Raw genomic sequence first — 17352 nt, 5'->3', positions numbered from 1 at the left:
GTCAGACCGCCGAGCGAAGGGTCGACGCGAAGTCGCCGCGGCGGCCCACCTGCACCCGCTCGAGGCCGAGCCAGTCGGCCATCGACCGTAGGTCGGCGGCCAGTCGCTCGGCAACCTCGGTGCCCTGCTGTCCCGGTTCCAGATACGAGCCGAGCACCTGCAGGACACCGGCCTTGCGGTCGGCCTTGAGGTCGACACGTGCAGCGATGTCGGTACCGAGCAGATAGGGCAACACGTAATAGCCGTGTACCCGTTTGTGTTGGGGTACATAGATTTCGATGCGGTACCGAAAGCCGAAGAGACGCTCGGCCCGCGGACGGAAGAACACCAGCGGGTCGAACGGGGACAGGATCGCGCCGATGCTCACCCGACGCGGGGTCCGCGCCGTCGCGTGCAGAAAGGCCTCGTCGCGCCAACCGTCGACGGCGACCGGAAGCAATATGCCGTCGGCGACGAGATCGGCGACGACCGGCCGGACCTCGGCCGGCTTGAGTCGGTAGTAGTCGGCGAGATCGGCGACCGTCGCCACTCCGAGCGCCTCCGCGGCACGAATGGTCAACTCGCGGTGGGCTTCTGCCCTATCCACCAGCGCACCGACGAGATCCTCCCCGACCACCCGGGCGGTCAGATCGTAGTGCCGGACGAAGTTGTCGTTACGGACCGCGGCGAGATCACCGGCTGCGAACATCGCCTCGCACACATGCTTGACCTCGCCGCGTTGCCACCAACTGCCGGCGCGCCCGGGCTCGCGCGTGATTCCGAGCGATTCCTCGATGGCTCGGGGTGTACTCGCCCCATTGTCGGCGATCACGCCTCGGACGTCTTCGGCGAGGGTCCGGTTGCGCCGCATGACCTCTCGCGTGTAGCGGTATCGGCCGTCGGCGAATTCCTGCATACGCCAGCGGAACAGGGGCCAGTCCGCCACCGGGATCAACGCGGCCTCATGCGCCCAGTACTCCACGAGTCGGCGGCCCCTGGGGGTCCCCCACGCGGCCCGGTGCAGTATGGCCGTGTCGTAGGGACCCACGCGGCTGAACATCGGCAGGTAGTGCGCACGAGCAACGATGTTGACCGAGTCCATCTGGATGAGTTTCTGCCGTCCGATCACCCGGGCCAGGTGCGCCGCGGTGGGCACGCCCGAGGGGCGACGATCGGCGAATCCCTGTGCAGCCAGCGCGATTCGACGCGCCGCGGCCGGCGATAGGCGTTGCGGGGTCATTGCCGTTCAGCAGCCATACGTTCAGTGGTCATGGCGCAGCCCGGTGCCTGCGGTAGTCGACAAACCGGTAACGGACTCCGCCACTGGACATCTCCCAGTCGCCGGCGTTCTCCACTTCCCACACATATTCGTCGACCTCGGGTGCAAAGGCATCCGCCTCGGGCACCAGCAGATCGAGCTCGGTCACTTTCAGGTGGGTCGCCGATTCCATGACAGCCGAATAGATCTCGCCGCCACCGATGACGACCAGACGCTCATCGGGGAGGGCCACGGCCGCATCGACGGAGTGCACCACCTCGGCGCCGTCGGCGACGAAGCCCACCGAACGGGTGACGACGATGTTGCGTCGTCGCGGTAGCGGCCGGAAGCGATCGGGCAGGGACTCCCACGTTCGTCGACCCATGACCACCGGATCGGTGCCGGTGATCTGGCGGAACCGGGCCATGTCTTCAGGGACGTGCCACGGAATGGTGTTGGCCCGTCCGATTGCGCCCGCACGGTCCTGGGCCCAGACGAGCACGATGCTGCGCGGCATGGCTATACCGCCACCGGAGCCTTGATCGGCGGGTGCGACCGGTAGTCCACCACTGCGATGTCGTCGAACTCGTAGCCGAAGATCGAATCGCGATGGCGGAGTTCGAGTTTCGGATACGGATATGGATCTCGCGAGAGCTGCAGGCGCACCTGGTCGACGTGGTTGTCGTAGATATGGCAGTCACCGCCGGTCCACACGAACTCGCCGACGCCGAGTCCCGCCTGCTGCGCCATCATGTGGGTGAGCAGTGCGTAGGAGGCGATGTTGAACGGCACCCCGAGAAACAGGTCGGCACTGCGCTGATAGAGCTGACACGAGAGCTTGCCGTCGGCGACGTAGAACTGGAAGAACGCGTGGCAGGGCGGCAGTGCCATCTGCGGGATCTCGCCGACATTCCAGGCCGAGACGATGTTGCGGCGGGAGTCGGGGTCGGTCCGCAGGAGGCGGAGTGCGCCTGCGATCTGATCGATGTGCTCCCCCGACGGCGTCGGCCAGCTGCGCCACTGCACGCCGTACACGGGCCCGAGCTCCCCGTTGTCGTCGGCCCATTCATCCCAGATGGTGACGCCGCGTTCCTGCAGCCAGCGCACGTTGGAGTCGCCGCGCAGGAACCACAGCAGTTCGTAGATGATCGACTTGAGGTGCACCTTCTTGGTGGTGATGAGCGGGAATCCGGCAGCGAGGTCATAACGCAACTGATGCCCGAAGAGGCTGCGCGTTCCCGTCCCGGTGCGGTCGTCCTTGGGGGTGCCGGTCTCCAGGACCAACGCCAGAAGGTCCTCGTACGGAGTCGGGATCGTCCCGGTCGCTGACATGTCGCGGATAGCCGTACTCACGCTGCCCAGTGTAGGGGTGATCGGCCACTGGGCAGCGTCGACTCACCCTGCTCGGCGACCGAGCGAGCAGCGTGTGACGCGTGGGGTTCGAGTGAATCGTGGGTATCATCCCCGGCGTGCCGCCCCGCAGCCGTACCCGCGCCAACCGGTATGCCCGTCGCCGTCGCCTGCGCCTCGCCGCGCGGGACAACGACCTCACCGATGCGCAATGGTCCGCACTGAAGTCGGCGTGGGACGGGTGCGCGTACTGCGGTCGCGCCGACGGCTCCCTGCAGCGCGACTGCATGCTCGCGATCTCCCGCGGCGGGAGCTACACGCTGGCGAATGTGGTGCCGTGCTGCGGCTCCTGCAACGCCAGCAAATGCAACACCGAGGTCACCACGTGGCTGCGCCGCAAAAAGCTCGACGAGCGCGCATTCCTGGTGCGGCAGCTCGAGATTGCGCAATTGCTCGCGGAGGTGGCGGGTGGATAGCGGTCCGGCCGCTTGTCACGCCATCAACTGTGCGGCCACCGTCGCCCCGAGTTCCCAACACCTTTCGAGGTCACTCTTCTCCGGCTTACCGGAAACCGTGATGTATTCGGCCGCTTTCGACCAGCCGAGACCTGTGGTGATCGCGTCGACGGCACGCTCGGCACCTTCGGTCCCCTCGTTGCCGTGCAGGTACAGCCCGAACGGGCGGCCTCGCGTGGAGTCGAGTATCTGGTAGTAGCAGACGTCGAAGGCGTGTTTGAGCGCGCCGGAGATGTAGCCGAGATTGGCCGGGCTGCCGAGTACGTAGCCGTCCGCATCAAGGAAGTCCGACGCCGACACCGACAACGCCGCGCGCCGCACCACGTCGACCCCCTCGATCTCCGGGTCGGTCGCACCGGAGATCACCGCCTCGAACATCGCCTGACAGTACGGCGACGGGGTATGGTGGACGATCAACAGCGTGCTCATGACTCCTCGACCGCGTCCTCACCTCGGTACTGCGCGACAGCACGTTTCATCATGGCGCGAGCCCTGCTGCGGTCACCCGCGTAGTCATAGGCGCGGGCGATCCGGTAGGTGTTGTGCCAGTCCGAAGGGTCGGCCTCCCACTCGGCCTTCACCTGCGCGAACAGCTCGTCGGCGGCGTCGCGCTCGATCCGGCCGGACGGACGGCGCGGCAACGACGACACGTCGAGCTCACGACCCTCGTCGGCCATGATCGCGGCGAGTCTCTGGTGTTCGATGCCGGCGCGCAGCGTCGCATACACCAGCCAGGCCCCGATGATCGGCAGCACGATCATGCCGAGACCCAGACCGATCCCGGCGGCGCTGCCCGTCATGATGAGGCCGATGCCGCGCCAACCGAGCAAGACGAAGTAGACCACCAGCGCTACCACGAGCAATCCGATCGTCCACACGATCGGACGGGCATCACGTGCGTGGGGACCCTTGTCGCCCTTCAACTCTCGCGCCACCGGCTACAGATCCATCAGTTCTTCGAGACCGACCGTCAAACCGGGACGCGACGCGATCTCCCGCACACCGAGCAGGACGCCGGGCGCGAACGACGACCGGTCGAGCGAATCGTGCCGAATGGTGAGGGTCTCGCCCTCGGTACCGAGCAACACCTCCTGGTGGGCCACCAGCCCCGCCAGGCGCACCGAGTGCACGCGCACGCCGTCGACCGTCGCTCCGCGAGCGCCGTCGAGTTCCTCACTCGTCGCGTCGGGGCTGGGCCCGACGCCGGCGGCGGCGCGCGCCTGCGCGACCAGCGCCGCCGTGCGATAGGCGGTGCCCGACGGGGCATCCGCCTTGTGCGGATGGTGCAGTTCGATCACTTCGACGGAGTCATAGAAGCGCGCCGCCTGCGCCGCGAACTTCATGGACAACACCGCGCCGATCGCGAAATTCGGCGCGATCAGCACCCCGGTCCCGGGACTATCGGCGAGCCATCCGCGCACGGTGTCCAGGCGTTCGTCGGTGAAGCCCGTGGTACCCACCACGGCATGAATCCCGTTGCCGATGAGGAACTTCAGGTTGTCCATCACCACGTCGGGGTGGGTGAAGTCGACGACGACCTGAGTGTCGGTGTCGGTGAGGAACTCCAACGCGTCGCCCTTGTCGACGCCGACGGTGTAGGTCAGATCGTCGGCGGCCTCGACCGCGGCGACGATCGCCTGGCCCACCTTGCCCGCGCTCCCGAGCACGCCCACCTTGATTCCGCTCATGTCACCCTCTCGTCGCTTCTCGAACCTCCGGCCGCATCAGGTGTCGAGTCTAGGGCGTATCTTCCGGCGCCACGGGGGCGGATCGCGAGCCCGCTCGATCAGAAGATCGGCGCCCCGCCGCGGCGATGGTCGAAGACGAGCGACGTGGTGGTGCCGGCCACCTCCCGACGACCGTTGAGCATCTCGACAAACTGGCGCAGGGTCTCGGTGTCAGCGGTCGCGACATGCAGGAGGTAATCGTCGGTGCCGGCGAGAAAGAAGACGTCGATCACCTCGTCGTGGGCCGCGATCTCGCCCACGAAACGCCGGATCTGACCGCGAGCATCGGATTGCAGGCTGACCGCCACCATGGCGCGTAGCGGGCGCCCGACGGCGGCGGGATCGACGTCGGCGAAGAATCCGCGGATCACGCCGGTGTCGATCAGCCTGCGGACACGTCCGTGACAGGTGGACGGTGCGATGCCGACTCGTTGGGCCAACTCGTTGTTGGTCATCCGGGCATCGCCCTGGAGCAGTCGGAGCAGTTCTCGATCGGTGGTGTCGAGTTCGACGGGGCGAATATCCTTCGGCATGGTGACTTCGACGCCCCTCGCTACTGACTATTCTTCAGACATTTTCGCATATCGGAGAATTCTCGACAGCCCCATTGTGTCAGATTCGATGTTCCTTCACGCTGGAAATACGTTCAGTGACGAGCGCCACTGCGGCTCAACCGCACCACGCCACGATGATCGGAGCCCACCATGCGCGTCGGAATCCCCACCGAGATCAAGAACAACGAGTGCCGGGTCGCGGCCACACCGGCCGGTGTCGCCGAGTTGCACCGCCACGGACACGACGTCATCGTGCAGGCGGGTGCGGGCGACGGGTCGGCCATCGACGACAACGACTACAAGGCCGCGGGCGCCCAGATCCTCGGTACGGCGACGGAGGTGTGGGAGCAGGCGGATCTGCTCCTGAAGGTGAAGGAGCCGATCGAGCCCGAATACGCCCTGATGCGCGAGGACCAGGTCCTGTTCACCTACCTGCATCTGGCTGCCGGCCGAGAGTGCACGCAAGCGCTGCTGGCCTCGGGCACCACGGCGATCGCCTACGAGACGGTACGCACCCCCGACGGATCGCTGCCGTTGCTCGCACCGATGAGTGAGGTCGCCGGACGTCTCGCACCGCAGGTGGGCGCCTACCATCTGATGCGTTCGGCCGGCGGGCGCGGTGTCCTGATGGGCGGCGTCCCCGGCACCGAGCCGGCGGAGGTCGTCATCATCGGCGGCGGTGTCAGCGGGGTCAATGCCGCGACGATTGCCGTCGGCATGGGCGCTCAGGTCACCGTGTTCGACCTCGACATAGCCAAACTCCGCGCTATCGACGCCCGCTTCGGTGGCCGCGTGCACACCCGCTACAGCACCGCATTGGCGCTGTCCGAGGCCGTGGTCCAGGCCGACCTGGTGATCGGCGCGGTCCTCGTGCCCGGCGCCAAAGCACCGGTTCTGGTCCCCAATTCGCTGGTGGCACAGATGAAGTCGGGTGCGGTGCTGGTTGACATCGCCATCGACCAGGGCGGCTGTTTCGAGGATTCCCGTCCCACCACCCACGATGACCCGACGTTCACCGTCCACGACACCGTCTTCTACTGTGTCGCCAACATGCCGGGAACCGTGGCACGCACGTCGACGCAGGCGCTGACCGGCGCCACTCTCCCCTATGTACTCCGCATCGCCGACACGGGTTGGGCGAACGCGTGCGCCACCGACCCGGCACTGGCAGCCGGACTCAGCACTCACCGCGGAGAACTATTCAGCCCGGAAGTCGGTGCAGCACTGGATCTTCCGGTTGCCTCATCCTCCCCCTTCTGACCCACCCAGAGTGGACACGCAAAGCCACCCCCCGCTCCCTGAGGCGCCCGGAGCGCAGGCGGTGGGCCTCGAAGGGCCTGGTGAGAATGACATCATCAGCGCGGCAGGGGCTTCGAGGCTCGCAAGCTCGCACCTCAGCCGGCCGGTTGGTAGCGCCACCGCACGCACAGTTAGTTGTGCAGTCCGAGGTGGTTGGTGAGGAGCCCGGCGAGCCGGTTCTCGACGACGGAATCGGGGTTGATGGTCTGGCGGAGTTGGAGGCGGGCCAGTTCGCGAACCTGCGCGTCGATCGCAGCCCGATCGGCAGGCAGGGCCGACGGCCCGACGATGCTCCCGGTGGTGTCATCAGTGCCGGGGCGTGGGTCATCGCCAGGTGGGCCGTAGATCTCGGCCCGCACCTGTTCCAGGTGGCGGCGGTAGCCGGCGGCGATGTCGGGCCCGCGATTGACCCGTTCCGGATTCGGGGGTGCCCCGGGGCGAGTGTTCAGGCGCCACCCACACCGGCCGTGGTCGGGCCCATCACCGATCATGCGGGTGGTGTACTGCCCGGGATTGGGGCCCACCATCCGATTGTGTTTCGGACACGCCCCGGTCATGTCCACGATATCGGTGAGTCCGCCATCGGCCCAATCCAGTTGGGCGTGATGCATTTCCAGATATGCCGCCGCCTGATCACAACCGTGGGCCGAGCACACATGCCCGTCGGGGCGCGCGAAGTTCACCATGCGCTGGGCTTGGGTGGCAAACCGTTTGCCTTTCCCGAAAAACAACGGGACTGAACCGTCCTGGATCGGATAGAGACCTGGTTCAGGCCACCTCCGCCACGGAGGCGACGCTGTCACGATAGCGCGTCTCGTACTCGACGGGTGAGCAGTAGCCCAGGGAGGAGTGCAGCCTCTCGGCGTTGAACCAGTGCACGTAGGCGGCGGTCTCTCGTTCGACCTCGCCGCGGTCCTTCCAGGCGCGGCCGGTGTCGATCAGTTCGGTCTTGTACAAGCCGATCGCCGACTCCATGAGCGCGTTGTCGAGCGCATCGCCGACCGATCCTATGGATCCGGTGATGTTGGCCTCGGTCAGCGCAGCGGTGAATGCCAACGATGTGTACTGACTGCCCGCATCGCTGTGATGAACCAAACCGGTTGCGGTGAAGTCGAATCCGGATCGGCGGCGGGCGAACAACGCTTGCTCGACAACACTCGTCACCAACGGTGTGTGCTTGCTCGCCATGACTCGCCACCCGAGGATGCGTCGCGAAAACACATCCACGAGGAACGCGACGTAGACAAACCCCGCCAATGTCCACACATACGTGAAGTCGGCCACCCACCACTGATCCGGATGTGTCGGTGTATCCCATTGTCGTTCAACATGATCAGGGAATCGTGGCGCCCTATCGTCTCGGTGGGTCGTGGTGGTGCGATGGCTGCCGCGTACAGCACCGGAGATGCCGCAGATCCCCATCAGCCGGCCGACCTGATCACGACCCATCACGTGACCGGCGCGCCACATCGTGTGATACATCTTGCGCACCCCGTACACACCGCGGTTCTTCTCGAACTGCTGGTAGACGGCATGAGCGGCGTAGGCCTCCTCGAGCATCGCTGCCGAGACCAGGCCACGCTGCTTGTGGGCATAGTAGGTGGATGGGGCAATCTGCATTCCGTACTCGGTGAGTACCCGGCAGATCGGATCGACCCCGAACCTGTCCCTGTGATCGTCGATGTACTCGACGATCAACGAAGTCGGCGGTCGATCTCCGCCGCGGCGAAAAACGCCGACGCCGTCTTCAAAATCTCATTGGCTCTGCGCAATTCGGAATTCTCACGACGCAGCTCACGCACCTGGGCATCCAACTCCCCACTGGTCGTACTCACCCCCGAGGAGACCACCGGCGTGTCCTTCTCGATCCAGTTACGCAGCGTCGCCTGATTGATATCGAGCATCTCGGCGACATGCCGGCGCGCCGCCGACTTCGACCCGCCCACCTCGCCGAGCCGATCCTGATACATCCGCACGGCACGCTCACGCGTCTCCTGGTCAAACTTCCGTGGTGCTCCCATAACAGCATTCTCCTGGTGAGATCACGGTCTCCACCAGACCCAGGACGGTTCAGACCGGCGTCGAGTCCTCGAACACGGCCAACCACGGCTGGGCCTGCGCCGCCAACCGGATGACATCAGCCATGGGCAGCAGCGTGTTGGTGGCGCTCACCCCGAACCCGGCCTCGGCGATCAGGTCCGACAGGTCGGCTTTGATGATCAGCTGCACCGGCAGACCACGATGCGAGGTACCCAACGTCCCGTCGGCAAACATGGCTTCCAGTGCCGCATTCAGGGCGTCGTGGTTGCGTTGGGTGGGGGTGCGCAGGTCGCGTTGCACCGCCTCGGCAAGCTGGTCGGCATCAGCGTGTTCATGCGCACCGGCCGGCGCGTCGGGGTCGTCGGGATTGTTCAACCCGGGTTGACCGAACACGGCCATCATCATCGACAGCCGCGCCGCCAATTCCGGAGTCACCGTCCCCGACAGGTGCGCGGTGCCATCCGCGCGGGTCTTACCGATCCAGATCCCGCGCCGCCGCGCCCGATCGGTCTCATCGGTCAGGGTGCCATCGGGGTCGAGATGCCCCAACAAACGCTGACCGGCGGTGCCGATCTCGTCGGGCGTGAACTCGGTGGCGATGTCGACCATCTGCCGTTCGGCGGCAACACGCTTGTCGTAGGGCACAGCCGCGGGAATCTGGTCCAGCACACTCAACACCGTGGTGATGTGCCCGGTCCCGACCGCCCCAGCGGCGAACGCCTCGGCCAGCACCGGGAACTTCGGCTCACAGCTATCACCCGTGAGTTGCCGCATCGAGGCCGTCGCGGCCAACTGGGTGCGGCGGCGCTGCGGATTCGAGATCCGCAGACGCTGGTTGAAGAAATTGGGCACCGACCGAAACCCCATCTGGCGGGGCAGATCACGCTCGGTGATCTCCACCAACTGACGATCCCCGGCAAAGGTCAGGCGGGTGATCGCACGTTCATGGGCGGCGGCGACCTCGACCAGTTCCTCGTCGGAGCAGACGGCGAGGTCGACGGCCTGAAGTCGGTCGGTCAGGGCATGCAGCTGTGCGACCAGCTCAGCGGCCGGTGACTGTGGTTGGGCCTGGACGCTCATCTGGTCACCCCCCTGGTGTCGAACTGGTGTTCGTCGAACGTGTATTCGATGTTAGGCGGGTTTGTCGAGTTGTGCAACCCCTGATTTCTTCGAGTGCTCTCAGGGTGGTGGTTGCGTGGATTGGGTGTGTCACGAGGGGCTTCGAGGCTCGTCGCTAGCGCTCCTCGCACCTCAGCCGGCGTAGGGGTCACGTCAGCCGGCGGGAGGGGTCACGTCAGCCGGCGTAGGGAGACGGTCAGAAGCGGATCGTCGTGGTTCCGCGGCGTCGCCCTCGCCATCCATACCGACGTTCGGTGATCTCGCCGTGGCCGTCATAGCCGACGCGGAGCACCGTCGACGCCCGTGTACCGTATCCCGGCATGTTCACGAAGATCGGTGAGAGGTCGGCTTCGAAGGCTGCGGACACTCCGGTGTCCGGAAGACGGTCGGCCGCCGGCCGGTGCTGATCGGCGAGCAGATCCAGGTAGGGTTCGACGCTCGAGCCTGCGCCCGCGTCGGCGGATACCAGCTGCGCCATTCGTTCGGACCCGTCGGTGACCTTGGGCCAGTCGCTGTCGAGGGCTCCGTTGGACAAGCCGTGCACGCCATCGGTGACGCGTTGTGCCGTCGGCTGCGGGCGGTTGGTCATCCACCACATCGACCCACTGTCGGCGACGAGCAGATTGACGGGATCGAAGTCCCCCGCGTCGGCTGCGGCCCGGCGCGCGAACTCTTCCGGTGATTGACCGCCGAGCAGAAAGTCGACGGGCAGCGCACCGCGTGATCGCACGCCCGAGCGTTGGGCAATGCCCTCACGAACATTGGTCACCATCGCGACGCGGTTAAGGGCGCCGGCGTGCACTCCCATCCAGGTTCCACCGGCCAATACATCACGCCCGGCGATGACCGGGTCGTCGGACCATCGGGACAACGCGCGCGTCCGCCGACGATGGAACTCGTCACGGTTGGCCGCCACCACGAGCCGGTATCGCGGGTGGGAGTTCCACGCGAACAGGATGAGGCACATGCGATATCAACCGTTCTGATCGGCGACGGGGACGTACTGCTTGAGATTTGCCAGACGCCGCTGGGCACCGGCCACCTCGCGAACCGCCTGCCCCACGAGACTGCGATCCAGCGGCGAGAGCCTCTTCATGGAGACCTCATCGGTGATCTCCTCGCCGCGATCGAACTGCGCCACCTGATAGGTCAGCCGAACGCGCTGCAATACGTCGAAGACCTCGATGAGCGTGCTCGCCTGATCATCGGACATCATCTCGCTTCCCGACGCCGCCCGCAGGCGCGAGCGGGTGTCCACCTCCGCTGCACCGACGCTCAGCGCTGCCCAGCGCGCGATGTTCACCAGCGGCGTCAGCGCCTGATGTTTGATGTCGACGATGTCGTTGCGGGTCACCACGTCCCGTATCGACCTCACCCGCGCCCGAGTGGCCAGCGACTCGGATAACAGCAGGCTCAGTGTCCGCGGATGGGACCGCAGGTCCGCGAGCATCTCCCCTGCCCCGCCGGTTCCCGGCCGGCCCCAGATCGCCCGGGCGTCCAGCATGAGCGACGTGAAGATCATCCCCTTGTTCTCCAACGGATCGTCGATCCATTGGTGTGCCGCCGCCCGCCATCGCGCATGGGTGCGACAGAACAGGGGCATCGACGCCAGCGCACCGTTGGTGTCGATGCGCATACCCGCGCCACGCAACATCTCGTCGAGGCCCGCGAACGCCCGACGATACGCTGGCACCTCCTCGTCGGGTACCGAATCAGCCAGCGAGACAGCGGAATCGACGTCGGAACTCAGGACCGGTTCACGCCTCGCGTTGCTGCCGAGCGATAGCCAGGTGATCCGTTCACCATCAACTTCGGGGTGCTCGGCGACCACCAGGTCCAGACCGCGCTTCACCACCGCATCGTTGAGAAGCGAATGCGTGCGGGTGATCTCGTGGACCGGACGACCACGTCGAACGAGATCGGCGATCAGCGCGGGGATGCGTCGACCATGCTTCGTCAACTCCGAATCCGTTGCCGCACCGACGATCTGCCCCCGCAGTGCCATGCCTGTTCCTACCGGTACCGACACGAAGTCGGCGGGAGCCACCACACCGATCACCTCGCCGTCGGCGACGACGGGGATCACCGTCAGGTTGCGCTCGAGCAACTCGGTCAGCGCCTCGACTGCCGGAGTTGCCCGGTGGAGGACGTAGGCAGGGCCGGTGAGAACGTCGGTGACCGGTGTGTCCGTGCCGCGGCCGGCCGCCACCACCCGGGCGCGGATGTCGGCATCGGTGAGCACCGCGTGCTGCCCGTCGGCGAGTGGGACCACGAGATAGTCCTGTTCGCGGTCGGTCATCAGCGCTGCGGCTTCGCGAACGGTCATACCGACCCGGCCGACGACAGGCGCGGTATGGATGAGGTCGGCGACCGTTCCGTCGACGGCATCGGCGCTGTCACGCCGGAGGGGCACCGTCAACTTGTCCGTCTTGTCCGGGCCGCTCATGATCTCCGATCCTATCCGGACCTTCGACTCGGTCGTCTCGCTCGGTCCCTTCCGCCGACAGCGTCCCGTCCGCCGCCCAACCGACGTTGCCGAGACCAGGAACTCTCCCCACCCGTGGGCATTCCAACCCGACAACATCACCGTTCAACAGCCACAGGGGATTTCACCTGACCGCCCCCTAGAGACCGTTCTGGGATCCTCATCAAGTAGGACAAACGACAGCGGCCCGCCATCCGGGAATCGGATGGCGGGCCGCTGTCTGTTGACGCTGCCGATCAGGCGTCGGCGGTGGCAGCCTCCGCCTGAGCCTCGGCCGCGGCGTCGTCGTCGACCGGCACCAGGCTGATCTTGCCGCGGTCGTCGATGTCGGCGATCTCCACGCGGAGCTTGGAGCCGACGTTCACCACGTCTTCGACCTTGTTGATGCGCTTGCCCTTACCGAGCTTGGAGATGTGCACCAGGCCGTCGCGACCCGGGAGCAGCGACACGAACGCACCGAAGGCGGTCGTCTTGACGATTGTGCCCAGGAAACGCTCGCCCACCTTGGGCAGCTGCGGGTTGGCGATCGCGTTGATGCGATCAATCGCCGCCTGCGCCGACGGTCCATCGGTGGCGCCGACGAACACGGTGCCGTCGTCCTCGATGGAGATGTTGGCGCCGGTGTCCTCGGTGATGCCGTTGATCGTCTTGCCCTTGGGCCCGATCAGCTCACCGATCTTGTCCATCGGGATCTTCACGGTGGTGATCCGCGGCGCGTACGGGCTCATCTCGTCGGGCTCGTCGATGGCCTCGGCCATCACGTCGAGGATGGTCAGCCGGGCGTCCTTGGCCTGGCTGAGCGCACCCGCGAGCACCTGCGACGGAATACCGTCGAGCTTGGTGTCGAGCTGCAGCGCGGTGACGAAGTCCTTGGTGCCGGCGACCTTGAAGTCCATGTCGCCGAAAGCGTCCTCCGCACCGAGGATGTCGGTCAGCGCCACATAGCGGGTTTCCCCGTCGACAGTGTCGGAGACCAGTCCCATGGCGATACCGGCGACCGGGGCCTTCAGCGGCACACCGGCATTCAGCAGCGACATGGTCGACGCGCAGACCGAACCCATCGAGGTCGAGCCGTTGGAGCTGAGTGCCTCCGACACCTGGCGGATTGCGTACGGGAACTCCTCGACGCTCGGCAACACCGGAACCAGGGCACGCTCGGCGAGCGCGCCGTGACCGATCTCGCGACGCTTGGGCGAGCCCACCCGGCCGGTCTCACCGGTCGAATACGGCGGGAAGTTGTAGTGGTGCATGTAGCGCTTGGAGGTCTCCGGCCCGAGTGAGTCGATCTGCTGGGCCATCTTGACCATGTCGAGGGTGGTGACGCCCAGGATCTGGGTCTCGCCGCGCTCGAACAGGGCGCTGCCGTGGGCGCGTGGGATGACCGCGACCTCGGCCGACAGCGACCGGATGTCGGTGATGCCGCGACCGTCGATGCGGAAGTGATCGGTCAGAATGCGCTGGCGCACAAGCTTTTTGGTGACCGAACGGTAAGCCGCACCGATCTCCTTCTCGCGTCCTTCGAACTGCTCGCCGAGCTGGGCGAGGATGTCGTCCTTGAGCTCGTCGGTCTTCTCGTCGCGCTCCTGCTTGCCGGGGATCGTCAGGATCTCCGAGAGCCGATCCTTCGCGGCGGCCTCGACGGCGTCGTAGGCGTCGGAGGCATACGGCGGGAACAGCGGGAACTCGCCGGTCTCCTTGGCCGCGGCCGCAGCCAGCGACTTCTGGGCCTCACACAGGCGGGCGATGAACGGCTTGGCGGCCTCGAGACCTTCGGCGACGATGGCCTCGGTCGGCGCCTGCGCGCCGCCGGCGATGATCTCGAGGACCTTGTCGGTGGCCTCGGCCTCGACCATCATGATCGCGACGTCAGCGGCATCCCCCTCGCCGGAGACGATGCGACCCGCGACGACCATGTCGAAGACTGCGCCTTCGAGCTGCTCGACAGTCGGGAACGCGACCCACTGGCCGGCCTTGTTCTCCTCGGTGGGGATGAGCGCCACGCGCACACCGCCGACCGGGCCGGAGAACGGCAGGCCCGCGAGCTGCGTGGAGGCCGACGCCGCGTTGATGGCGACGACGTCGTAGAGGTCGTTGGGGTTGAGGCTCATCACCGTCACCACGACCTGGATCTCGTTGCGCAGGCCGTCGACGAAGGACGGGCGCAGCGGACGGTCGATCAGGCGGCAGGTGAGGATGGCGTCGGTCGACGGGCGTCCCTCACGGCGGAAGAACGATCCGGGGATGCGTCCGGCGGCGTACATCCGCTCCTCGACGTCCACGGTGAGCGGGAAGAAGTCGAAATGCTCCTTGGGGTGCTTCGACGCTGCGGTGGTCGAGAGCAACATGTTCTCGTCGTCGAGGTAGGCGGTCACCGATCCGGCGGCCTGCAGGGCCAGACGGCCCGTCTCGAAACGGATGGTGCGGGTGCCGAAGCTGCCGTTGTCGATGACGGCGGTCGCCTCGGTGATGGCCTCGTCGTAGTCGTCGAGGCCTTCGGTGGTGGTCACATCTGTCATGTGGGGTGGTGATCCCTTCGTGGCGGCCGCACGGTGCAGCCGCGATCATGGCTGCACCATGCAGCCGGGTTATGTGGATATGGGCAGGCCACAACCGACGACGTCGGCTATCGCGCGCCTGGCGCACGACGATGACCAGCCCAGAACGAGCAATGAGATTCGACGACCGGAGTGAAATGCTCAGACGGCCTTCGATCGAAGCGGCCGGAACACCGTGCGGGTTCCGGCGGCCACTACCGAGGACCGATCTGGCTCGTCGTCACATCCGTCGGGACTCCCATGGCAACGATCCGTCTGTCAGTTTATCATCGCGCACCCGTGCTTCTGGACAAACACCACCGGCCACGTTGCCCGGGTGATCCGGGGCGACGTGGCCGGTGGGTAGAACGCGATGTCGGAGACGACGTCAGCGACGCAGCCCGAGGCGCTCGATGAGCGAGCGGTAGCGGTTGATGTCGACCTTCGCGACGTACTTCAGCAGGCGACGACGACGGCCGACGAGCAGCAGCAGACCGCGCCGGCTGTGGTGATCGTGCTTGTGCTGCTTGAGGTGCTCGGTCAGGTCGGTGATGCGCTTGGTCAGCAGCGCGACCTGGGCCTCGGGGGAACCGGTGTCGGTCTCGTGGAGGCCGTACTCGGTGAGGATTTCCTTCTTCTCGGCAGCAGTCAATGCCATGGTGTTCTCCTGAACTTCTCAGTGCCGCGTTCGCAACTCGGGCGTGCCGCCGCGGACTGCAGCAACGCCGATTGACCAGGCTACCAGCGGCCCGGAAGGGCGGCCAAATCGCTCAGCCCGCCCAGCGGGGTGTAGGACAACGGACGTCCGTTCCACCACCCCACCACGGCAACAGCGATCACCCCGACCACCAGCCCCGCCACGATCGCCGCTGCCGGCGCCACGAACGGCCGCTTCGATGTGCGTCGGGGCAGCGACACCGACACGGCACCGGCAACCAGCGCCAATCCCCCGGTCACCAGAAGCGCATAGATCGCCGTCGAGGGTGCACCGTAGGAGCCGTCCGTCGCGGACTCGGCTCCGAGCTGCGCGACACGCCACGTCAATCGCAGCGGACGAAGACACACAGCGATGGCGATGCACAGGATCGCCACCCCACATCCGATAACCAGATGGCCGGCCCACCGCAGGCCGACGGCCATCAGAACCCCCGCGCAGGCCAGGAGACAACCGAGCCCGATGGTGAACCACCCCAGCCCGAATGTCAGACCGAACGTCGAGTAGTCGACCCCGATACCCGAGGGATTCAGCGGTGCCAGACCGATCTCGGACAGATCGACCCATTCCAGGGTGCTCGCGATCACCGCTGCGATTCCGAGTACGACGGTCACGACGCCCGTCGCGATCTGCGCCGGAGCCGACCTCGGCGCCCTCACTGTTCGGCCGACAGAATGGCCCGCGCCTTCTCCACGTCGGCGGCCATGGCGTCGAGGAGTGCGTCGACGCTGCTGAAGTTCTCCATGGCGCGGATGCGCCCGACGAAGTCGACGGCGACGTGCTGGCCATAGAGGTCGGCGCTCGTGTCGAGGACGAACGCCTCGACGGTGCGGGTGCGGCCGGAAAAGGTCGGGTTGGTGCCCACCGAGACGGCCGCCTGATAACGCTCCCCCGGCTCCACCTGCCCCACGACGGGCCCGGCGCCCAGGACGGTGAACCAGGCGGCATACACACCGTCGGCCGGTATCGCCGCATGCATGGGCGGTGCGACATTGGCTGTCGGATAACCCAATTCGCGACCACGACCGTCGCCACGAACCACCACACCCTCGACGCGGTGCGGCCGCCCGAGAGCCTCGGCAGCGAGTTCGACGTCGCCGGCGGCCACGCACGAGCGAATGTAGGTGGAGCTGAAGGTGACCGCGTGCTCTCCAAACAGCGACACGTCCTGCACCTCGAAGCCGAATTTGCCGCCGAGCTCACGCAGTTTCGCGACGTCACCGGCCGCCTTCTTGCCGAAGGTGAAGTTGGAGCCGACCACCACGTCGGCAGCGTGCAGGCTCTCCACGAGGACGTCGTGGGCAAAGTCCTTGGGCGATCGAGCGGCCAGCGCGGGCGTGAACGGCATCACGCAGAACACGTCGATGCCGAGTTCCTCGGCGAGTTCGGCGCGCCGGGTCAGCGTGGTCAATTGCGGCGGATGCGACCCCGGCCGGACCACTTCTGCCGGATGCGGATCGAAGGTCATCAGCACCGACGGCACGCCACGTTCCCGGGCAGCCGACGTGGCCGCACTGATCAACTGGGCGTGACCGCGATGGACACCATCGAAGACGCCGATGGTGACCACGCATCGTCCCCAGTCCGCCGGGATGTCGTCGAGACCTCGCCATCGCAACACGCGCACCAGCCTACGACCACGACGCGCCGCAAACCACCGTCGGCCCGGCGCGGTTGGCGAACAGTTCTCCGCGACGTCACCGACTCGTCGGTCGCGCACCCATGGTTCGCTCCCCACCGCGCGCCACCGGAGGGACAGCAGCGGGCCAGGCCCCGG

16 protein-coding genes, 2 pseudogenes and 1 other annotated feature are annotated in these 17352 nt (G+C 66.4%); of the genes and pseudogenes, 2 read left to right on the top strand and 16 right to left on the bottom strand.

Annotated elements, in window-relative coordinates; all coding sequences use genetic code 11:
• Nucleotide 1 precedes the first annotated feature (1 nt).
• The 3 genes from GBRO_RS10810 to GBRO_RS10800 are packed head-to-tail and all read right to left on the bottom strand — an operon-like array spanning nucleotide 2 to nucleotide 2590.
• Nucleotides 2-1219 carry a winged helix-turn-helix domain-containing protein gene (locus tag GBRO_RS10810; protein ID WP_012833981.1) on the bottom strand — a complete coding sequence of 406 codons (1218 nt, stop codon included), beginning with the start codon at nucleotides 1217-1219 and terminating at the stop codon, nucleotides 2-4.
• Between the two features lie 28 nt (nucleotides 1220-1247).
• A complete protein-coding gene (locus tag GBRO_RS10805; protein ID WP_012833980.1) occupies nucleotides 1248-1754 on the bottom strand; it encodes a dihydrofolate reductase in 507 nt (168 codons plus the stop codon).
• A 2-nt stretch (nucleotides 1755-1756) separates the two neighbouring features.
• On the bottom strand, nucleotides 1757-2590 hold the full coding sequence (locus tag GBRO_RS10800; RefSeq protein WP_041919851.1) for a thymidylate synthase: 834 nt from the start codon (nucleotides 2588-2590) through the stop codon (nucleotides 1757-1759).
• A 116-nt stretch (nucleotides 2591-2706) separates the two neighbouring features.
• Here GBRO_RS10800 and GBRO_RS10795 point away from each other — a divergent pair, with 116 nt between their 5' ends.
• Nucleotides 2707-3063: an HNH endonuclease gene (locus tag GBRO_RS10795; RefSeq protein ID WP_041920415.1), complete on the top strand. Its 357-nt coding sequence runs from the start codon at nucleotides 2707-2709 to the stop codon at nucleotides 3061-3063.
• A 15-nt stretch (nucleotides 3064-3078) separates the two neighbouring features.
• Here the strand turns inward: GBRO_RS10795 and GBRO_RS10790 are convergent, their stop codons facing one another.
• From GBRO_RS10790 to GBRO_RS10775, 4 genes are all read right to left on the bottom strand, one after another.
• Complete coding sequence (locus tag GBRO_RS10790) at nucleotides 3079-3531, bottom strand: flavodoxin family protein (protein ID WP_012833977.1); 453 nt, start codon at nucleotides 3529-3531, stop codon at nucleotides 3079-3081.
• Nucleotides 3528-4037 carry a membrane protein gene (locus tag GBRO_RS10785; protein ID WP_012833976.1) on the bottom strand — a complete coding sequence of 170 codons (510 nt, stop codon included), beginning with the start codon at nucleotides 4035-4037 and terminating at the stop codon, nucleotides 3528-3530. The genes GBRO_RS10790 and GBRO_RS10785 overlap by 4 nt, the downstream gene beginning before the upstream one ends.
• Nucleotides 4038-4040: 3 nt before the next feature.
• On the bottom strand, nucleotides 4041-4790 hold the full coding sequence (gene dapB, locus GBRO_RS10780) for a 4-hydroxy-tetrahydrodipicolinate reductase (RefSeq protein ID WP_012833975.1): 750 nt from the start codon (nucleotides 4788-4790) through the stop codon (nucleotides 4041-4043).
• A gap of 98 nt (nucleotides 4791-4888) precedes the next feature.
• Nucleotides 4889-5362 (bottom strand): Lrp/AsnC family transcriptional regulator, encoded by a 474-nt coding sequence (locus GBRO_RS10775; protein WP_012833974.1) that lies wholly within the window; start codon nucleotides 5360-5362, stop codon nucleotides 4889-4891.
• Nucleotides 5363-5533: 171 nt separating this feature from the next.
• Between GBRO_RS10775 and ald the strand changes: the two genes are divergently transcribed.
• Nucleotides 5534-6643: an alanine dehydrogenase gene (gene ald, locus GBRO_RS10770; RefSeq protein WP_012833973.1), complete on the top strand. Its 1110-nt coding sequence runs from the start codon at nucleotides 5534-5536 to the stop codon at nucleotides 6641-6643.
• Nucleotides 6644-6813: 170 nt separating this feature from the next.
• Here ald and GBRO_RS10765 read toward each other — a convergent pair.
• The 9 genes and pseudogenes from GBRO_RS10765 to GBRO_RS10720 all read right to left on the bottom strand — a co-directional run.
• Nucleotides 6814-7422, bottom strand: a pseudogene (locus GBRO_RS10765) (HNH endonuclease signature motif containing protein); the annotation flags it as partial.
• A gap of 28 nt (nucleotides 7423-7450) precedes the next feature.
• Nucleotides 7451-8703, bottom strand: a protein-coding gene (locus tag GBRO_RS10760; RefSeq protein ID WP_085948627.1) for an IS3 family transposase whose coding sequence is annotated in 2 segments (ribosomal slippage) — nucleotides 7451-8409 and nucleotides 8409-8703 — 1254 coding nt in all. Because the reading frame shifts where the segments join, the coding sequence is not laid out codon by codon here.
• Nucleotides 8288-8419, bottom strand: a sequence feature (AL1L pseudoknot). It overlaps the preceding gene by 132 nt.
• A gap of 52 nt (nucleotides 8704-8755) precedes the next feature.
• Nucleotides 8756-9802, bottom strand: a pseudogene (locus GBRO_RS10750) (DUF222 domain-containing protein); the annotation flags it as partial.
• 235 nt (nucleotides 9803-10037) lie between these two features.
• The gene (locus GBRO_RS10745; protein ID WP_012833972.1) at nucleotides 10038-10808 is read right to left on the bottom strand and encodes an NRDE family protein; all 771 of its coding nucleotides are present in this window, start codon (nucleotides 10806-10808) and stop codon (nucleotides 10038-10040) included.
• 6 nt (nucleotides 10809-10814) lie between these two features.
• On the bottom strand, nucleotides 10815-12287 hold the full coding sequence (locus GBRO_RS10740; protein ID WP_012833971.1) for a putative nucleotidyltransferase substrate binding domain-containing protein: 1473 nt from the start codon (nucleotides 12285-12287) through the stop codon (nucleotides 10815-10817).
• Between the two features lie 275 nt (nucleotides 12288-12562).
• Nucleotides 12563-14842 (bottom strand): polyribonucleotide nucleotidyltransferase, encoded by a 2280-nt coding sequence (locus tag GBRO_RS10735; protein ID WP_012833970.1) that lies wholly within the window; start codon nucleotides 14840-14842, stop codon nucleotides 12563-12565.
• 406 nt (nucleotides 14843-15248) lie between these two features.
• Complete coding sequence (rpsO, locus tag GBRO_RS10730; protein WP_012833969.1) at nucleotides 15249-15518, bottom strand: 30S ribosomal protein S15; 270 nt, start codon at nucleotides 15516-15518, stop codon at nucleotides 15249-15251.
• An 80-nt stretch (nucleotides 15519-15598) separates the two neighbouring features.
• A complete protein-coding gene (locus tag GBRO_RS10725; RefSeq protein ID WP_115311688.1) occupies nucleotides 15599-16189 on the bottom strand; it encodes a hypothetical protein in 591 nt (196 codons plus the stop codon).
• A gap of 41 nt (nucleotides 16190-16230) precedes the next feature.
• Entirely contained in the window at nucleotides 16231-17196 is a 966-nt protein-coding gene (locus GBRO_RS10720; protein ID WP_083775688.1) for a bifunctional riboflavin kinase/FAD synthetase, read from the bottom strand.
• Nucleotides 17197-17352 lie beyond the last annotated feature (156 nt).

Origin of the sequence: Gordonia bronchialis DSM 43247 (genome assembly GCF_000024785.1) — a bacterium.
In the GTDB taxonomy this organism is placed as follows: Bacteria; Actinomycetota; Actinomycetes; order Mycobacteriales; family Mycobacteriaceae; genus Gordonia; species Gordonia bronchialis.
Note: the sequence above shows the minus strand (reverse complement) of the source record. Positions and strands in the feature narration are given on the sequence as shown.